Genomic DNA, 18,943 nt, shown 5'->3' on the forward strand with positions numbered 1-18,943 from the left:
AAACTAAATATTTTATGAGCGCTGCAATTTATCAAATTTCGATAATATGAAAAAATGCCAGCTATGTCGTAATTTTGGATAGATTCCCAAAATTAGGCTAATTAACTGCCAAGATTTGCGATAAGGTTTATACTTAGCAAAAAACTTTAAAGCAGAAATTATATGTATTAGCGTTAGATAGTTAAACTTTGAACCAGTACTACAACGCTGATATAAATGCAGTGCGGATACTTTTGGGTGAAATAAAACTCTATAGCCGTTTTGCCAAGCATCTACACACAAGCTTACATCTTCAAAGTATAAGAAAAAGCGTTCGTCAAACAAACCATAACGCTCGACATATTTCCCAGATACCATCATGAAAGCGCCTATTGCCCAATTAATCTCTGTAATTTTTTGGGGAGCAGGTATACCGGAATAATAATAATCAAAAGGGCATAGTATATTCTGCAACTTTTCACCCAGTAAATACTTGCAAAGCAAAAAGTTGAATGTCGGAAATCTACGGATTGAAGGTTGAACTGATTTGTCAAGATACAGCAACTTTGGGCAGACAATTGCAATATTTGATTCGGAATTTAATGTTGCTTGTAAACGAGGAATTATCGTAGCTTTAAATGTGACATCAGGATTTACTAAAACATAAGCATTACTTGGTATAGCAGCAACAGCCCTATTATTAGCAACACCAAATCCTAGGTTAGATTCTCCTTTTTTACCTATAAATATATGTGGATATCTCCGCCCAAAATCATCTATAATTTGCGGACAGTTATCCTTTGAGGCATTATCGTACACAATAACAGTGCCTCTTTCTGGGTAAAAATCTTCAACTGCTTTAATGCATGATTCAATTGCACCTCTTAAAGTTGTAGCTGAATTGTAAGAAACAATTACAAAAGCTATATCATTTTTTGCCGTCATGGTAATCACACCCGTATCCACACCGAAAAGATGCAGCTAGTAACAACACACTGAATATTTAGTGCTTTTTCGGACTAAATCAATGTCATAACTCCTATGCAAAATTATCTAACCATTCATTGCAGCTTGAGTAAAAATTCTAACCTATTTTAGACGTTTTTCAGCTTTTGTTTTTTTGGAAAGTAAAATTCTTTAGGATTAAATTAGAATGCAAATTATGTATATATAGCATCCACCGAAAGTTGTAGATTTAGCTGTACAACTTTTGCAACATTTATAACTACAATCGCAACATGACAAATAGCCAATAACGCTTGAGCAGCTATTTTTTCGTTCGCAGACTATATTAGAGTTACTTATCGTCTATAAGATGCTGCTAAAGACTAATAGGATAAAAGCGGTCGGTATCATTTGTAGATAAATATTTTTAATATCGCCATCAAAGAATTGGCTATAACAATTTATACCTAAATATTTAGTGGTTTCTAAATTAATTTTATTTGAGAATATATTTAACGATAAATACTTGTCTGAGAAGCTAATCAAGCATAAATAAGCTATTAATTGCCGGAAAGCAAAAGCTTCAAATTCGCTATCAATAATCTCTGTATCTCTTACTGAATGAGTGAATAACTAAAGTTTGCTTTTTATAAACATACTAAGGTCAAAATATAATCTTTAAAAGATAATCGTATAATTTAAAACATTTTAAGATTGGTGAAATTTCTTACCATCACAGGCTATATCATAATAAAGACTATGATTATTGAATATTCAACCGAGATTTTACTGATAGAGAGTTGACTTGTTTAAATAAATAAACTTATGATTGGATTAACATTTTGTGAATATGGAATAATTCAGTAGTGTAATTACTTACTTTTACTCGAACTGCTGAGAATTTGGCTTACAAACTGAGAAATCTTTCATATATTTAGATTTGTCTAATGCATTTAATACCGGAATCAAAAATACTTGAAGGAAAAATTCTGATCTGTAAACGAGATTTATTTTGCAGCTAAAGAGCATTAAGAAGTTCCATAATAGCGATTGTGCTACCTGTTATTGATTGACAACCATTACTGATTCTTAGCTATGGTGCATGAGCAAAGAACAACCTCAGTAAGTTTTACATCACATGCTGATTTAGAAAAGCCAGTACAAGAAAAGAGTTATACCCAGAATAAAGCTGAAATTAATAACAATATCAATTCTTGTAAGTACAAATTGGGTTACAAAATTAAGTTAAAAGGTGAAAAACTTTTAGTCAAGCTAACTTGTAAGCCTTCGCATATGCATTTACTTTCCCATCGAAGCGAAGATTTTTTAGCTGAATGGCTGCGATTTTCTCCTGCCACAACAGTAGAGATAGATTCGCGCATTGAATTAGAGAAATTAATCGTGTGGGCAGAACAATGCAGAAGATGTAAGAAAGCAATATTTTTACGTCTATATCAAAAAGGAAACCTTTTAAGATACTCCAATAATTTTAACAGGCTGTCTCGGTTGGCAAAACGCTGCTTTGATATTTTCATGGCAATAATATCAGTAATTATACTTTCTCCGATATTTGTCGCTTTAGCCTTATTGATTAAAGTCTATTTTCACGAAGCAATATTGCAGAGGCAATGGTGTATAGGCAAACAAGGCAAGTTATTTTGTATATATAATTTTAGCGATAATTTAAGAATAATTAAGATGAATAGTTTAACTAAATTGCCACAACTTTTCAATGTCCTCAAAGGAGATATGAGTCTGATTGGAAGATTTCCTTGGAGTTTAGCTGAAGTTAAGAAGATTAGTTTCATAGAACAGACATTAATTGATACCTCACCAGGTATTACAGCCAGTATTATTGGTAAAAATAATTATTCCAGATAAGTTATTTTATGTAGGCATTAATAATATTTAAATACATACAATATTAAACCTAGAATCTAAACTGTATCTGCGAAAAATAAGGTGAATTATGAAAGTCAGTCGAGCAGCTACACTTGCAATCAAAAACCTAGGACATCATCAAGTTGGGAAATGCAATATATGTGGAAAGTCTACTATTTTCATCTGCATTGATACAAAAACAGTACGCAACAACATGTACTGTCCTTTCTGTCAAAGTTCATCTCGAAAAAGGCACGTAGCAAAATTATTGATTAGTAAAATTTTTACGAATATTTCTAGCCTGGTTGAGATTTCAGCAAAAAATAATTTAGATAGTGTAAGCATTTACAATACTGATGTAGATGATGCCTTTTATCAAGTTTTGCACAATTCCACATCATATTACTGTTCGAGCTGCATACCAAATGTTCAAATCGGAACAGAAATTAGCGAACAAGTTTCTTGTCAGGATTTAGAAAAATTGAGTTTTGCAGATGAAAATTTTGACGTAGTAATTACAGAAGATGTATTTGAGCATATTAGGGACTATGAAAAAGCTTTCTTTGAGGTGTATCGCATATTAAAGACGGGTGGATACCATATTTTTACCGTCCCCTGCTTTTTCGATAAACCAACTTTGGTTCGTGTTGATACCTCCGGAGCAGAAGATATTCATTTATTGCCTCCAGAATATCACGGAGACAGAATTCGCGGTAAAATTCTTGCATACAGAACATTTGGAATCGATATTTTTGAAATTTTAGAAAAAATTGGTTTTGAAACCACGGTAGATTTTTCTAACTATCTAGATAGACGCTACGGAATATTTGATAGTTATGCTTTTTGCTCTAGAAAACTATGAGATAGGTAAACCAAAATCAATCAATAAATTATTCAATGATAATTGATGTTACCTAAATCCTAACAATTAACTCCTCGCTATTTACCGATGATAAATCCTTTAATTTTAAGTACCTTCGATACAAGTGGTGGAGCAGCGAAAGCAGCATTTAGGTTGCATCAGGGATTAAAAAATATAGATATAAATTCGCGAATGCTAGTTGAATACAAAACTAGTAACGATAGTACCGTAATTGCAAATACGAATAAATTTGAAAAGTTGGTCAATCAAATGCGACCAACTTTAGATAATTTACCATTAAAACTTTATCCAAATCATGAATACGGAACCTTTTCTCCACAATATTTTCCAGATTTTATTAATTCTAAAATAAAAAATATATCTACAGGCATACCAGATATAATTAATCTTCATTGGATTTGCGGCTATCTTAAAATTGAAAGCATTGCTAAATTTAAGCAACCGCTAGTTTGGACTTTACACGATATGTGGGCATTTACCGGAGGTTGTCATTATAGTTTAGATTGCGATCGCTATATTAATTCCTGCGGTAAATGCATCCAACTCGATTCTAAAAACGAAGCAGATTTGTCACGTTGGGTATGGAAACGCAAAGCAAAAGCATGGCAACACCTGGATTTAACAGTTGTAACCCCCAGCCATTGGTTAGCGAAAGTTGCACGCCAAAGTTCTTTATTCAAAAATTATCCTATCAAAGTTATCCCCAACGGTATTGATATTAAAAAATATAAATCAATTGACAAAAAGGTTGCCAGAAAATTGTTGAATCTTCCCTTAGATAAACAATTAATTTTATCAGGTGCCGCTAACAGTAGTTATATAAGAAAAGGAATGCATTTACTTGAGAAAGCGCTACAAAATTTAAGTGATTACAAAGACAAGGTAGAATTAGTTTTTTTTGGTTCTTTATCGCCTAAACAAGAGTATAAAACCGACTTTAAATGTCATTATATGGGAAATCTTCATGATGATATATCTTTAGCACTAGTTTATGCAGCAGCAGACGTTTTTGTTGCCGCTTCAATTCAAGATAATTTACCTAATACCGTGATGGAATCTTTAGCTTGCGGTACTCCATGTGTTGCATTCAATATTGGAGGAATGATTGATATGATTGAACATCAAGTCAACGGTTACTTAGCTCAACCTTTTGATATCGAAGGTTTAGCCAAAGGTATTGATTGGATACTATCAAACAGTTACCCGCAAAAAATTTGCGATCGCGCTCGTAAAAAAGTGGAGCAAGAGTTTAATCTAGAATTACAAGCACGACGTTACTCACAACTATTTAGTGAAATAATTGATCGCAAATATTCCTAGTTGCTTTTAGCATGTTAATCATAGAAATATAATCTACTAACCTATTACTTTGTCCCAATTCTCCATATATTTTGTGGGAGCATAAAGTGAATATAAACTCAAAATTTAAACAACCACAGATAAACTATTTTTTTTACACTTTAATTTTTTATACAATATTAATTCTCTACCTTGTTCCTTACAATATAGAACTTCCCCATGCGAAGATATTTCTACCTTTACTTACCATTGTTTTATTAATACAGCTTTTGTTCTACAAAACAAAATTACTAATTATAGACATTCTCATCATATGTTCAATTTTAATAGTTACTTTTCTTAACTTTTCAACATATCATTTATTCAGATACAGTTTACCAATCTGTTTAATGCTTATAGGTTTTAGCGGTTGCCCGCAAATTCGTATAAAAAGAGGATATTTAATCGGATTATGCTGGATCGCAACCGTGGCTTTAATTTATCAAATGGCACTATACAGGAGGCTAGAGTTTGATGGCAGTGCAAGAGTCTCATTAAGCAACGGAGATCCCAACGTATCTGGCTTATTTATGTTGTTATTCTTTTTCCTTTGTTGCAAAGCTAAATTTAAACCAGGTATTATTTTAGCTTTAGTTTCAACCGTGTTTTTTCTAAGTAGAAATTATTTTCTCAGCTTGCTTATCTATTTAATCATTATTTTCTGTAAAAATAAATTTATAAAAATTGCCAGTCAAATAAATTTCACAGCCTTTTTTGTGTTCTCAAATATTTTCGGAATTTTAATAGGAGAATATTTTTTACAGTTCGTTGAAATAGGTTATGGATATGATACAAGTGCAAATCGCTTATTTTCTTTTAACGATAATTCAAACTTAGCTAGATTTGAGGCTAACCGTTTTTTAATAGCATCCTATCAAGATGACTGGATATTAGCATTGAACGGTTATGCAGCTAGATATGAGGAAGTATTTAAAAACGTTGGTTCTTTAATTCATAATTCACTATTAGAAGTAATAGCATATACAGGTATCCCTCTAGGGTTTCTTTATTTTTGCGCGATTTTGAAAATAATAGGTGGATACTATACTCCAAGTAATTATAAATTTATTTTCCCCTATTTATTCTTTTGTTTGTTTTTACATAGCGGGCTTCAAGGGCTAGCTCCTTTACTTTTCGTGAGTATTTTAGCAATGTCAGTTGAACAGCGAACAGCGAACAGTTAACAGTTAACAGTAACAAATTAACTATTATGAATAAACTTTAAACTCATAACTCATAACTATTAATATTTAATCTATAACATAAAAGACACAATCAAATAAATCTTCATTCTATAAATAAGTATGCAGCCTAAAATTTCTATAATTACGCCAAGTTATAATTCTGAAAAAACTATCGAAAAAACAATTTTAAGTGTAATTAATCAAAATAAAATATATCCTTTTGAGTATATTATAGTTGATGGAAATTCTACCGATAGCACTTGTGAGATAATCAACAAATATGCAGAAAAGATAGATTTAGTTATTTCTGAACCAGATTTTGGTGCTTACGATGCAATGAACAAAGGGATTAATCTTGCTACAGGAGAAATAGTCGGTATTATTAATTCCGATGATTGGTATCTTGAGAATGCAATTAAAACAGTTCAGCTTGAATTTGAGAAATATCCAGATATAGATATATTGTATTCACCGATCCAGAATTACTATCAAGATGAATATGTAGCTACCTTTATTCCGGGGGAGCTAGAAAAACTATCAATTCGCTTTACTTTAAATCATCCATCTTGCTTCATTAAAAAATCTGCTTATGTTGCAGTAGGTTTATATAATCTAAAATATAAAATTGCTGCTGATTATGACATGATTTTACGTTTATTTAATCATGGATTTAAATTTTATTGCATCGAAAATCCCCTAGCGGCTTATTCTCTCAATGGAATGAGTTCATCACCCTTACCCTGGGATAGAGCAAAATTAATTAAAGAATGTTGGGAAATAAGTAGCAGCGCATCCGATAATTTTCCAGAAATATCCCAAAAAAAACGCATAAAAGCTTACATATTATGGATTATAAACGAAGTATTTGCATTACCCGCTAGGTATTTTCTTAAGCCACCCGCAGCACGTAAACTAAAAAGTGTTATTAAACAATTTACAAAAAAATCTACATCTGCATATGGTAGATGGTAAAGTTTTATGTCAAAAATACTATTTATTTCTGCCCATGCTCCTACTAATTTATATCCCCAAGCAGGGCAAAAGATAGCTTTGCATAATTTAGAAAAATACCATTCTGCTAATTATAACAATCCGATTGATACAACCGTTGATATTATTGTAATTGCAAATCGAGAAGAAATAAATGCAGCAACAGACTTAGTGAATAAATATGGCGATCGCCTTTTTACCTATTCTCTTAGTAAATCAAATAAAATTATTAACTGTTTGGGAAATTTATCTATTCCTTTTAAATTTTCTACTCGCTATAAAACAGTTTTAGCTAAACAAATAAAAGAATTACTAAAACAAAATACTTACGATATAATTCATTTTGAATATTCCCACGCTGCTGTTTATTTGGATTTAATCAAAAATCAAATAAACTCTGAAAATACTCGTATTATAATCAGCATTCATGATATTATTTCTCAATCTTTTTTAAGAAAATCCCAAAAAAAACCTATATTAGGTATCGAAGTCGCCCGATTATTCAACTTTGAAAAAAATCTTTACTCTAAAGTTAATGAATTATGGGTTTTATCAACAAAAGACCGCAATATTCTAACTTCATTATTTAATATACCAGAAAACAAAATTATCATAAAACCTCCACGGTTAAGCAATTTTATATATCAAGTCGAACGTAATACAGAAAAAATAGAAAAAAAAAGTTTGTTATTTTGGGCTGCAATGAATCGACCGGAAAACGAGCAAGCGGCTATAAAATTTATTCAAAACTGCTTTATAAATCTGCTTGAGATCGATTCAAAATATAAACTTTATATTGTCGGTTCCAACCCTTCTGTAAAAATAAAAAAACTAGCCAGCAAGAATATTATAGTAACTGGATTTATCGAAAACCCCACACATTTTTTTGAAAACGCACAAATAGGAATTGTACCCTTAGTTCAAGGTGCGGGAATCAAACTCAAAACTTTAGAAATGCTTCAAGCAGGTTTGCCAGTTATTGCAACCAGTATCGGTGCTGAAGGCATAGAAACATCAAAAAATCTTTTTGTGAGCGATAACTTTGATGATTGGGTAAATATTATTACTAACTTAACCCAAGCGAAATAAAAGTAGATATGAGACTTAAACAGGAACACAACCTTGATTTTTATACCCCTTTTTCGTTACGACTTGAGGAAATTCAAAGGCTAAAATAGTTAACTTTTATTAAATCAAGGCGTGATTATTAAGATAATTATCGTAAATGTAATGGCAATGCCGGAGCAAAGAGCATCATAGATTATAATTGCTGGCTAAACTTCAACAGGCATAGTTTAAATTACCAATTGGGAATTACCAGAAGAATAAATAATATATTGGTACCTTTTTAAGTTAAAATTAAAAACTCGGTTTGGTTTAGCGCAATATTTCTGCCTAAATATGGTTCGTTATACTCTCGTTCAAAGTCCAGAAATCATCCTTACTGTTCCCGGCAAAGATTCCAATAAAGCTCGTGAAAAAGCGATGGATAAGCTGATGGAAATCATGGAAGCAGGTGATTTACCTACCGAACTAGAAGAAGGATTTGGTCCTCAACAGTTAATTGAAGTGAAAGAACCGTCAATGGATACTGCTAGCGGTGAAGATACGATTATAGAAGCAGTTCAACTTTTGAGCAATCTTGCAACTCTAAAGTTGAAAGTTCAAGATACACGCACCGAAGCTTTAGAAGTTCGTAAATTAGTTGATATCCTTTTTTCAGATCAATCCGTCAGCGAGGAAGAAATTTCTAGCCTCAAAGAAGGTTTTAAAGTTCTGAAAAATTTTGCTCAAGCTAATCTACGCTATAAAGACGCGCGAGAGAAAGCCGAGCAAGCTCGTGAAGTATTAGACAAAGCTTTGAAATCTCCAGATAATTAGCTTGTTTGCTTCAAAAAAAATAGGAGTCAGGGATTTTATTCCCAGCTCCCGTAGAGACGTAGCAATACGCCCCGTCTCTACAATTTTCAACTCATTTAACGTAGCTTAACTTTATTCACCGAAGAATTTTTAGATTCAATTGCATCATCTGCATCAAATTTTTCTCTACTTACCTTGTAATACTGCTGGTAATTACTTTGGGAAGTAGGAGTTGTTTCTTTAGATTTATTTGCAACCAGACCTAAAATAGGAGTACCTGATATTTGAATTTCTTCTAATGCCTGAGTAAATACAGTACGTTTGAGCTTACCTAAACCAGCTACTAACATCACTCCATTAGTATTAGCGGCTAATAAATTAGCATCAGCAAAACCAACTATAGGCGTAGTGTCATAAATTACTAAATCAAAGCTGCTGTGCAGTTCGCTCATTAGATCCTGCATTTTTACAGATGCTAGCAATCTAGTTGAATCCGGTGGAATCGGACCGGCAGCCATTACATACAAATTATCTTCGAGGGGAGACTTTTCAATTACATTGCTCCATTCCAATTCAGAAGAAATAATATCGGTTAATCCCTGAATATTCATTAATCCTACACGTTTATGTATAGTAGGACATCGAAGATTTGCATCGACTAATAATACCCTTTGTCCCATTGCTGCTGCTGCTAAAGCCAGCTGTATCGCAACAGTAGTTTTCCCATCTTCTGGTGTTGCGGAACTAACCACGAGAGAACGAATCGGTGTATCCGAACCCAAAAGCAGAATATTGGTGTAAAGAGAGCGAAAAACCTCAAAAAAGGCAGCGCGAGTTGTTTGTTGAATTCCACTAGCCCCTGCGTCTTGCTTATTGCTAGCCACAAGTTCTTTTCTAAACGGAACTACCCCTAATAACGGTAATCTGGTACTTTCCTTCAAATCTTTAGCAGTATAGAAAATATTGCTCAACTTATCTACAAGTAGAGCTGCTCCTACACCCAGTACTAAACCTGCAACTCCACCAAAAATCAAGTTTCTCGTCGCGCTATCAGAAACAGCTTTAGGTTTCGTTACCATAGACAGCTGCGGATCTAATAATTTCCAAGGTTGTAGTTCTTGAGCTTTTTCAATTTCCAAAGCTTGCTGTTTAGCTAAAAACTGATTCAACGCTTGGTTCGCAATTCCTAATTCACGTTGAATATTTTCATAATCGCGCGTGACAGTTGCTAAATTCCTCACATACCCGTTGAGATTGTTAATTTTTTCACCCAATGCAGCATCGCGCGCTCTTAAAGATTGAATGCGGCTTTGAAAATCTTTTTGAACTCGCTGTTCTTCAGCACTAAGCATCGGAAGCAAGTTAGCTTTCCTTTGCCGTAAATCTTGTATGCTTGGATTATTATCTGTAAATTTAGCAGCTTGTATCTTCAGTTCGATATCAATTTCCTGAATTTGGTCTAATATCTTTTGATAACGATTATTCTCACTTAATATTGAATTACCAGCTCTGTCTCCAGGTTGCTGAGCTAACTCCTTTTGCAGGTTCTGATACTCAGCTAACATTTGTTCGAGTTGGACTCGATTTTTTGTTTTTTCCTGAGTTAAATTACTAATTTGGGTAGATACCTGTTGAGCTTGCTGCTCGGGTTCTATCAAGTTGTTAACTCTTCTAATTCTTCTGAGCTTATTTTGCCAATCTAAGACTTGTTGTTTAAGTCCACCTTCATTTATTCTTTCTTGAACAAATTTGATTGCTTGATCTATATCAGCTTGACGCTCTGCCAGACTATATTCCAGATAAGCCTCAGAAACTTCATCCAATACATCAGTTACTATTTGCCTGTTTGGATCTGTATATGCAACTGTGAGAATATTTGGTTGTTCGGATACTATTATTAACTGCTTTGAGATTATCTCATAGTCTATTTCTGGATACTTTCTCTGAAGCTTTTGTACAACTGGATCTAAAACTCGCGGACTTCGCAAAACTTTAAGTGTAGTTTCGACTTGTTGTTCTAATTCTGGGGCTGATACTTTTTCTTGAGAGCCTAGAGTTTGAGGTACATCTGCTATCGCCTTACTCTCGCCAGTTACAGGCTTGGTTAAAATTTCAAAATAACCTTGATACACCGGAGGATCTGTTTCTGCTTTTAGCACTCCTGCTGTTGCAGCAGCAACTGTTACACCGGCAATTAACAATACTCTACGGCGCAGGGCTGCTCCGACTCTACCTAAATTTATTCCCTCATCATCGTCCTTTAAATCTATAGCCCTTGCTTGTGACAACAGGTAAGGATACTGTTCTGACTTCTGCATAGTCTATATACACTCTTCTTACTTGTATTATCTATACGCTTTGACTTGACGGCAGCAATCAATAGTTTGCTTTCCCTAACCACCGAATCTGATACACACCCGAGTAAATCCATTAACAGTCAAAAAAATCATTCAAGGAGAGTAAAGTATTTCCGAAAACCCTCTTGATAGACGTACCACCCTATCTTAATACTTAAAATATTGATTAATATGAAGCGATGCACTACATGTATAGTAACATTACGCAATATTTTTTAGTAATTTATTTATTTTTTGCTCAAAATATAATCAGTCTTTCACTAGTTTATAAATTACTCGGTGTATAAATTTAATACTAACAATAAAGTCAGCTTCCTTGAATTTTTCATTGCGTCATTAAACCAAAAACTATACTGGGTCTCACTTTAGATAATATGTTTAGCATTTTTATCAATCCGCTATTCTTAACCATTGTATTTCTACTCAATTAGTTTAGAGGTTTCCGGACGAATACTAGTGTGACTATTTTACTTTATTTTTACAATTACATCCTTAATAAATCAGTAGCAAAAATTACATCTACTCTGATGAAGCCGCTGATAAGCCGATCTATTTCTATGCGGAGATCGACAACTATTATTGCTGTAAAAGCTACGTAATAACAGCTATCTGATGTTCAGCGATCGCAAAGATTGGTTAAAGAACGATTATCATTAACGGCTTTTATGTAAGAAATAGTAAAGTCAAGAGTTAACTAGTACTTCACCAAACCGAAATTGCCGGGTGAGGGCGTAGCGTCTGAGGATTCCCGTCTCCCGGAGGGAGATAGTGAAACGAAGCGAACGCAAGGATTTCAAATATATTTAAAATCCTTTACATCGTTCGGTTTATTTGTGCCAACCTACTTAAATGAAAAGCTTCCTTGAGAAAAAATATGGCATTGGTGAATTGAAATATGAATTTATTTTTATCATATTTACTAGTCCCCTAAATCCCCCAATTTCGGGAGACTTGAAATTATTCTTCTCCCCCAGAATTGGGGGTTGGGGGGCAAATCATACTTTTAATCAGCAACGCCAAAAATATGAAGTGAAGAAGTTAGATTGACATGAATAATATTTCCCAATAGCTTCGTTGAGCAACTATAAAGATTCACAAAAATATCATTGAAATCTAAGACCAAAAGAACACATTCTTTTGAACTTGGGATAATACTAAAATTTTCAATAAATCAAAACTGGGGTGCTAGGATTCGAACCTAGGAATGGCGAGACCAAAACCCGCTGCCTTACCACTTGGCGACACCCCAACAAGGCACGTATATAAATATAGCTGCGATATTCGATTGTGTCAAGTACTTCTATATAAATAATTTAATCAGGGATTGGAAGGATATTAAAGAAGGTGAACAAAGCATCCTTTCCTTGCTTCTCCGTTCGATTTTCAGCGTATTCTGTATTGCATTCAGCTTCAATGCTATACAGTCCTTGCAATTAATTTGCGTAGCAGTGGCTGTTAGGTTGTCACCACCATCTGTGATTTAAGCTGCGAGCATTTATTTACGTAAAAATAAAGGCAGATAATATCTACAATTGAGCATAAATACTATAATTGTCTTGCAAATAGCGAATTTTGTACAAAAACGCAACTAGCTATGGCAATCTGAACCTTCCTATGGTTTTATATTATATTGTTCGATTTACTCATGTCTTATAGCAGGTTAAGCATCAACTTTAACAGCATCGTTTCATCTATAGTTCATTTTGTATTTAATAAGGCAAAACTGCAAAAACACAAAATTCATGATTATTCTGATGCAGAATACGGAAAGGACTATATGTTTGAATCCGCAGAGAACTACAACCAGGGTTGCATGACAGCCCGAGGTAAAGGTGTTAAGAAAGATGATTACATAATATTAAGAAACGGTTCTGAGTCTTATCGCTATCAAGTCAAAGAAATAGATTATTATTCAAATCCGGCAGATATGTGGATGGCTTTACTTCAAAAAGTAACAGATAACTAGTTTTATTTAAATTTTGAATCTAAATACTAGCAATTTATTAAGCAATTTTACATATGTTTCTAGTAGTCCATTAGGGCAATAGTGCATGGGTAATAGTGAGAAGAGAAACTTGTTTTCTCCACCCCTCTACCCCCCTCCCCCCTTACTCTTAGTCAGCAATAAAAGTTGAGACTTAGTAGTCTTTTCTGATATTCCGTTGAAGGAGTGCCCGATCCAACACCGGCGTTCCTTTCTGATATCACTAAATACAAATGGTGATAGCCCAAAGGGCGACGTTTCAAATATCGCAGTTTTTAGTCTGAACTCCAGTTATTATATTTTTGCTACAAAGCTTTAATTCACAATGCCTTCATGTAAATGATGTTTTGATTAATTATATCAGTATCAGTTGTTATTTTTTACTTCTTTAACTAGGATTAGTACTTAGGTGTTTACAAAAAACACACACAGGGCTGCTTACTTAACCTATATCTACCCTTCGCTTTATATAGAAATCTTGTACGCGGTTAAGTTTGCAAGAGTTATACTTCATAAACCAAAAGTGTATGAATCAAATATCTCTTCCGACAAGAGATATGTTTAAAAATTACAGAAAGGCAATTCTACTCATGGAGCGTAATTTTATATATTATATTCTTGTTGTGTTTGCAAGTAATATTTATCAGTGATAACTAAGATATTTTCTTGCAGTTTGCCTTTAATTTATTTATTTACATACATTGTAAAGATAAACTTTTCAGGCATTTATAAAGCGTACTTTATCAACTCAAAAGCTTATTTAAAGCGTATATAAAGTGTCGGTAATCATACATGTAAATTGCCTAAATACGCATACAATTAAATACGTGAGTTGCAAATAATACTAGTAAATGCAGTGGTACTGAGAGCATATGAACCTTTCAAAAATGGATTGCGAAATCTCTGAATTTTCAACAGTAGTAACCGTATCAGATCAGGTTTCTTCCGACCTTGGTGGTGAAGCAGTTATCCTTAATATGAAGACTGGAATTTATCACGGATTAAATGAAGTTGGTGCGAAAATTTGGGATTTGATCGAGCAACCAAAAACCGTGAAAGAGATTCACAACTTAATTGTTGAAGAGTACGAAGTAGAACCCGAAGTTTGTAAAAATGACCTGTTATCACTGCTTAAAAATTTACAATCTGTAGGGCTAATTGAAGTAAAAAATGAGACTGCTGCGTAAACTGAATAAAACTTTTCGTCTGAATCCTGAAGATTTATATTTTGTTTTTGTCACCTTTATTTTATTAGGAACAATTAGATTAGGGTTGCGGTTTGTTGAGTTATCTGTACTTCTGAAACTACTTCAAAAAGTTAGTAAACCAGAATTCCCGCTTTTGGGTATCAACTTAATCCAATCTGCTTTATCTCTAGAAAAAATTGTTTCTGCTGTAAACCTGACAACTCGCAATATGCCGGGTGGTGCAAAATGTTTGGCTCGTGCTTTAACTGTTCGGACATTAATGAGTCGTAATGGTTATTCCCCCGAACTTTGCATCGGTGTTGCTAAAAACGAAGAAAAATTTGAGGCTCATGCTTGGATTGAATATCAGGGGCAAGTAATCGTTGGTTTTCTTCCCGATCTTCCTCGCTACATCCCATTACCATCTCTTGAAGGAATTAAACTATGAGCGGCATCGTCGGCGTACATTACCTTGATGGTCGTCCTGTCAACGGCGAAGACTTATCAAAAATGGTTGATATATTAGCCCATCGCGGACCCGATGGCGCAGATACCTGGATAGGTCAGTCTGTTGGCTTAGGGCACCGGATGTTATGGACTACCCGCGAGTCTCTCATAGAAACATTACCCTTGGTTAAGCAAGATGGTAATTTAGTTATTACATCTGATGCTCGCATCGATAATCGTGAAGAGTTGATTGCTGCACTACAGATAAATAACCGCCCTTCTGATAAGATAGGTGATAGCGAACTGATACTGGCAGCTTACGGGAAGTGGGGCGAACAATGCCTGGAGCATTTATTAGGTGACTTTGCCTTCGCGATTTGGGATAAAGGGAAGCAGCAACTATTTTGCGCTAGAGACCATATAGGAATTAAACCTTTTTACTACTGCCGCAATAGTGATACCTTCGTTTTTGCTTCTGAGATCAAGGCAATTCATACCTTACCTAATATTGAGCGTAAAGTTAATGAAACCCGAATCGCCGAATATCTGCTAATTGTATTTGAAGATAAAACCACAACTTTTTATCAAGATATCTTTCGATTGCCTCCTGGGCACTGCATGACTGTAAGTAAGGAAGATATAAAAATAAGGTGTTACTGGGAATTAAATCCTCAAAAAGAACTTAGGCTAGGTTCAGACGAAGAGTATGCAGAAGCTTTTCGCGAAATATTCACCGAAGCAGTACGCTGTCGTCTACGTAGTGCGTTCCCTATCGGTTCTACCCTCAGCGGTGGACTTGATTCTTCCGCTATCACCTGTTTAGCAAGGAATCTCTTAGATAAAAATCAACCTCTGCATACCTTCTCTGTGATTTTTGATGAGATGTCACAGTGTGATGAGCGTCCCTTTATTAACGAAGTTTTAGCTCAAGGAAACTTTACACCTCACTATTTAAATGGTGATAAATTAACTCCTTTAGAAGATATCAATCGGATGATGTGGTATCACGACGAACCATTTTATTTTGCAAACTCGTATCTATATTGGAATACTTGTCCTATAGCTAAAAATGAAGGTATTCGGATTCTGTTAGACGGTTTTGATGGGGATACCAGCGTTTCTCACGGCTTAGGATACTTTGACGAACTAGCAAATCAGGGACGATGGTTTAAGTTAATTAAGGAGTTAAAACACAGGGAAAAGTATACAGAACAATCTTTGTGGAGTTCGCTATCGCCTTATTTGTGGGTACACGCACTCAAACCATCACATCGCAAATTTATCTATCGGGTGCGACGGAAACTAGCGAAACTCAACAAATTTAGAAAAGGCAAGAGCAATACTCAAGCTAATACGAATCAAATCATCAATGATAAATTTGTCGAGCGTATTACTTTAAAGGAACATCTGCAAAGCTTGGAAGAAAAAAGATATAAACCGCAGCCAAGGGAAAGGGATTGTCACTATCAATCTTTAAATTGGGGACTTATACCTTTCTTTCTCGAAGTTATAGACAAGAGTGCAGCAGCAGCTTCTATTGAAGCCAATCATCCACTGTTTGATAAGCGCTTAGTAGAGTTTTGTTTATCACTTCCTCCCGAACAAAAAATTCATCAAGGATGGACTCGGATGATATTACGTCGGGGAATGGAAAATATTCTACCTAAAAAAGTGCAGTGGCGTACCGACAAGAACAACTTTGAACCAGCTGTTATCCACGCATTATTAGATTTGAATCGCGAGCTTGTAGAGAAAGTGATTTTACATAATTCCGAAGATGTTGAGGATTATGTAGACATGGAAGCAGTCCGTAAGATTTTTCAAAAATTGATTTCTGAAAGAAAGCCTAGTGATGTTATTCCGGTTTGGGTAACAACTCTTTTAGGATACTGGCGTTCAAAGTAAAAACTAAACCTGAACATTTATAGTCGAAACTTCGGAAAAACCAATGCAGCATCAAAATATTTCCAGCACAAATATATTTAAAGCTTCCGCTGTTGACTTAGCACCATGTGGTACTTATTGGTGGTTTGAATCTAAGCCACCACCGAAGGCGCATCTAATTTAGAAAGTTTTCGGTTTTCAAACAAAAAATTAAACCTATTAGGAGTAAATCCATGTCTAAGAAAGTATACAGCAGACCCGAATTAAGCGCTTACGGTGAATTTGCAAACTTGACTCAACGCACCGGTTCCGGTTTTGCTGACTTCGAAGGATCTACCGACACTGGAGTTGGTACTGTTACAACTGGTGCTGACCCTAACACTTCCGTAATCAATACCCCAACCGGTTCTGTTAACTTTACTCCTGCAAGCTAAGTAAAAATCAACTGCACTGGAAATAGGGAAGACAGGAAAATTATATTTCCACTCAACCCCACTATCCTATAACCAGCTAAGTTTTTACTTCATTCTTGCTTATTTCTTGAGTGTCCTAAGAAAATCAGATAGTTTGTTTTAAAACAAATTTGTTAACAGTAGTCAAACGATATGTTTTGATGTACCGTTATCGTCTGAATTAATAAACTTAAGACACTCAAGAGATACTAATTAATTTTTGCTTGGTGAGTTGCGCTTTAAACCAGTGAGTTTCTAATCCGATCTGGATAATAGCGCTCACCAAGCTTTGTAAATAAACTAATTTCCATACCTATGATTAGGTTACCTGAAAATAGGGCTTTCTGGCAATTCCAAAAAATACCAAGTTTGGTAGAAAATTGGTAGATGTTGTTAGACAAATTATATATAAAAAAGTTTTTAACCGCAAAATAATATTACAGACATGGCATAAACGCTATTTATACAAAAAATGAAAGTTTATATAGGTACTTATTCATATATTCCTGGTTCTTGAACTAGACTTATGTAATTCGTTCTGTATATTAGGCTAATCCAAAGTTACTAGCAACAACTACATTAAAAATGTATTCCTATATTGCTTACGGTTTAAGTTTCCAATCCGAATTAGCTATACCAGAATTTATTCCCGGACAGGGGGGATGTGATGCTCAGATCATCATCAAAAAAGACAGTACTCCCGAGGAGTACCTTGCAGAAGAATATCTTTGTCAAGAATGGGCGCTGAAAGTTCACCAACAAGAAGCATTTGTCTATATCAAAGATACGGGTATTTTTCTCATCCAGAGAGGACGCAAAATTGTAATTGTTCCAACAGAAAATGCGACTGAGAAAAAAATTCGCCTTTATCTTGCTGGAACAGTGATGGCAATCTTACTCTATCAACGACAGTTTTTGGTGTTACATGCTAGCGTTGCCAATATTAACGGTAGCGCAGTTGCCTTTCTAGGGGAATCTGGTGAAGGCAAGTCTTCTACCGCAGCAGCATTTTACCGAAAGGGATATGATATTCTCACTGACGATGTTGCTCCTGTCACGTTGGCTAAAGGAACAGCTACTATTACCCCTGGATTTCCTCAAATCAAACTTTGTAGAAAAACTGCTGAAGCTTTAGGGTATGATTTTGATTCTTTAGATGCAATCAATTCTCCCAAGCAAAAACGGGGTCATCGTTTTAAACCGAATTCTTTAGCGCCATTACCTATTGGACGTATATACGTACTATATGAAGATACAGAGTTCAAGATTGAACCTTTCACATCAAAAGAATCGGTAGTAGAGCTTTTACGTCATTCCCGTCCGATAACTCTGTACCATTCTGGAGATACCAACCACTTTTTTCAATGCGTTACTCTAGCTAAAGAGTGTGGAGTCTATCGTTTGGGAAGACCTCGCAATTTAGCTTTGCTACCAGAGATAGTCAAACTAGTAGAAGAAAATTTATCGAGTCAATTAACTGAAGCGATAGTTTGAATTAGCAATAAATAAAGCTTGTTATTTGATGGCTAAACGACATAAATACAAGCAGATTTTTGATTAAATAGCAATCGA

The 18,943-nt window shown here is 34.6% G+C and carries 15 protein-coding genes and 1 tRNA gene; 13 read left to right on the top strand and 3 right to left on the bottom strand.

Features of this window, described 5'->3' with window-relative positions; all coding sequences use genetic code 11:
- Positions 1-12: 12 nt before the first annotated feature.
- A complete protein-coding gene (locus tag RIV7116_RS02205) occupies positions 13-924 on the bottom strand; it encodes a glycosyltransferase (RefSeq protein WP_044290720.1) in 912 nt (303 codons plus the stop codon).
- Positions 925-2,019: 1,095 nt separating this feature from the next.
- Here RIV7116_RS02205 and hepC point away from each other — a divergent pair.
- From hepC to RIV7116_RS02240, 7 genes are all read left to right on the top strand, one after another.
- Complete coding sequence (gene hepC / locus RIV7116_RS02210; protein ID WP_015116633.1) at positions 2,020-2,805, top strand: heterocyst development glycosyltransferase HepC; 786 nt, start codon at positions 2,020-2,022, stop codon at positions 2,803-2,805.
- 88 nt (positions 2,806-2,893) lie between these two features.
- Entirely contained in the window at positions 2,894-3,667 is a 774-nt protein-coding gene (locus tag RIV7116_RS33585) for a class I SAM-dependent methyltransferase (RefSeq protein WP_015116634.1), read from the top strand.
- 87 nt (positions 3,668-3,754) lie between these two features.
- Entirely contained in the window at positions 3,755-5,008 is a 1,254-nt protein-coding gene (locus tag RIV7116_RS02220) for a glycosyltransferase family 4 protein (RefSeq protein WP_015116635.1), read from the top strand.
- A gap of 368 nt (positions 5,009-5,376) precedes the next feature.
- Complete coding sequence (locus RIV7116_RS02225; protein ID WP_044290721.1) at positions 5,377-6,210, top strand: hypothetical protein; 834 nt, start codon at positions 5,377-5,379, stop codon at positions 6,208-6,210.
- A 120-nt stretch (positions 6,211-6,330) separates the two neighbouring features.
- Positions 6,331-7,182, top strand: coding sequence for a glycosyltransferase family 2 protein (locus RIV7116_RS02230; protein ID WP_015116637.1), 852 nt, complete (start codon positions 6,331-6,333; stop codon positions 7,180-7,182).
- A 78-nt stretch (positions 7,183-7,260) separates the two neighbouring features.
- A complete protein-coding gene (locus tag RIV7116_RS02235; RefSeq protein WP_198287570.1) occupies positions 7,261-8,289 on the top strand; it encodes a glycosyltransferase in 1,029 nt (342 codons plus the stop codon).
- 312 nt (positions 8,290-8,601) lie between these two features.
- Positions 8,602-9,081, top strand: a complete 480-nt coding sequence (locus RIV7116_RS02240) for a hypothetical protein (protein ID WP_015116639.1) — start codon at positions 8,602-8,604, stop codon at positions 9,079-9,081.
- A 95-nt stretch (positions 9,082-9,176) separates the two neighbouring features.
- Here the strand turns inward: RIV7116_RS02240 and RIV7116_RS02245 are convergent, their stop codons facing one another.
- Positions 9,177-11,378 carry a polysaccharide biosynthesis tyrosine autokinase gene (locus RIV7116_RS02245; protein ID WP_015116640.1) on the bottom strand — a complete coding sequence of 734 codons (2,202 nt, stop codon included), beginning with the start codon at positions 11,376-11,378 and terminating at the stop codon, positions 9,177-9,179.
- Positions 11,379-12,594: 1,216 nt separating this feature from the next.
- Positions 12,595-12,666, bottom strand: a tRNA-Gln gene (locus tag RIV7116_RS02255).
- A gap of 396 nt (positions 12,667-13,062) precedes the next feature.
- On the opposite strand from RIV7116_RS02255, the gene RIV7116_RS02260 reads away from it, so the two are divergent.
- From RIV7116_RS02260 to RIV7116_RS02285, 6 genes are all read left to right on the top strand, one after another.
- Entirely contained in the window at positions 13,063-13,383 is a 321-nt protein-coding gene (locus RIV7116_RS02260; RefSeq protein WP_015116642.1) for a hypothetical protein, read from the top strand.
- Positions 13,384-14,273: 890 nt separating this feature from the next.
- Positions 14,274-14,588 carry a PqqD family protein gene (locus tag RIV7116_RS02265; protein WP_015116643.1) on the top strand — a complete coding sequence of 105 codons (315 nt, stop codon included), beginning with the start codon at positions 14,274-14,276 and terminating at the stop codon, positions 14,586-14,588.
- A complete protein-coding gene (locus tag RIV7116_RS02270; protein WP_015116644.1) occupies positions 14,572-15,036 on the top strand; it encodes a lasso peptide biosynthesis B2 protein in 465 nt (154 codons plus the stop codon). The genes RIV7116_RS02265 and RIV7116_RS02270 overlap by 17 nt, the downstream gene beginning before the upstream one ends.
- Complete coding sequence (locus RIV7116_RS02275; protein WP_015116645.1) at positions 15,033-16,940, top strand: lasso peptide isopeptide bond-forming cyclase; 1,908 nt, start codon at positions 15,033-15,035, stop codon at positions 16,938-16,940. Before RIV7116_RS02270 ends, RIV7116_RS02275 begins: the two co-directional genes overlap by 4 nt.
- Before the next feature lie 212 nt (positions 16,941-17,152).
- Positions 17,153-17,353 carry a hypothetical protein gene (locus RIV7116_RS02280; protein WP_015116646.1) on the top strand — a complete coding sequence of 67 codons (201 nt, stop codon included), beginning with the start codon at positions 17,153-17,155 and terminating at the stop codon, positions 17,351-17,353.
- A gap of 603 nt (positions 17,354-17,956) precedes the next feature.
- Entirely contained in the window at positions 17,957-18,865 is a 909-nt protein-coding gene (locus RIV7116_RS02285; RefSeq protein ID WP_015116647.1) for a hypothetical protein, read from the top strand.
- Positions 18,866-18,943 lie beyond the last annotated feature (78 nt).

Source organism: Rivularia sp. PCC 7116, assembly GCF_000316665.1.
Classification (GTDB): Bacteria; Cyanobacteriota; Cyanobacteriia; order Cyanobacteriales; family Nostocaceae; genus Rivularia.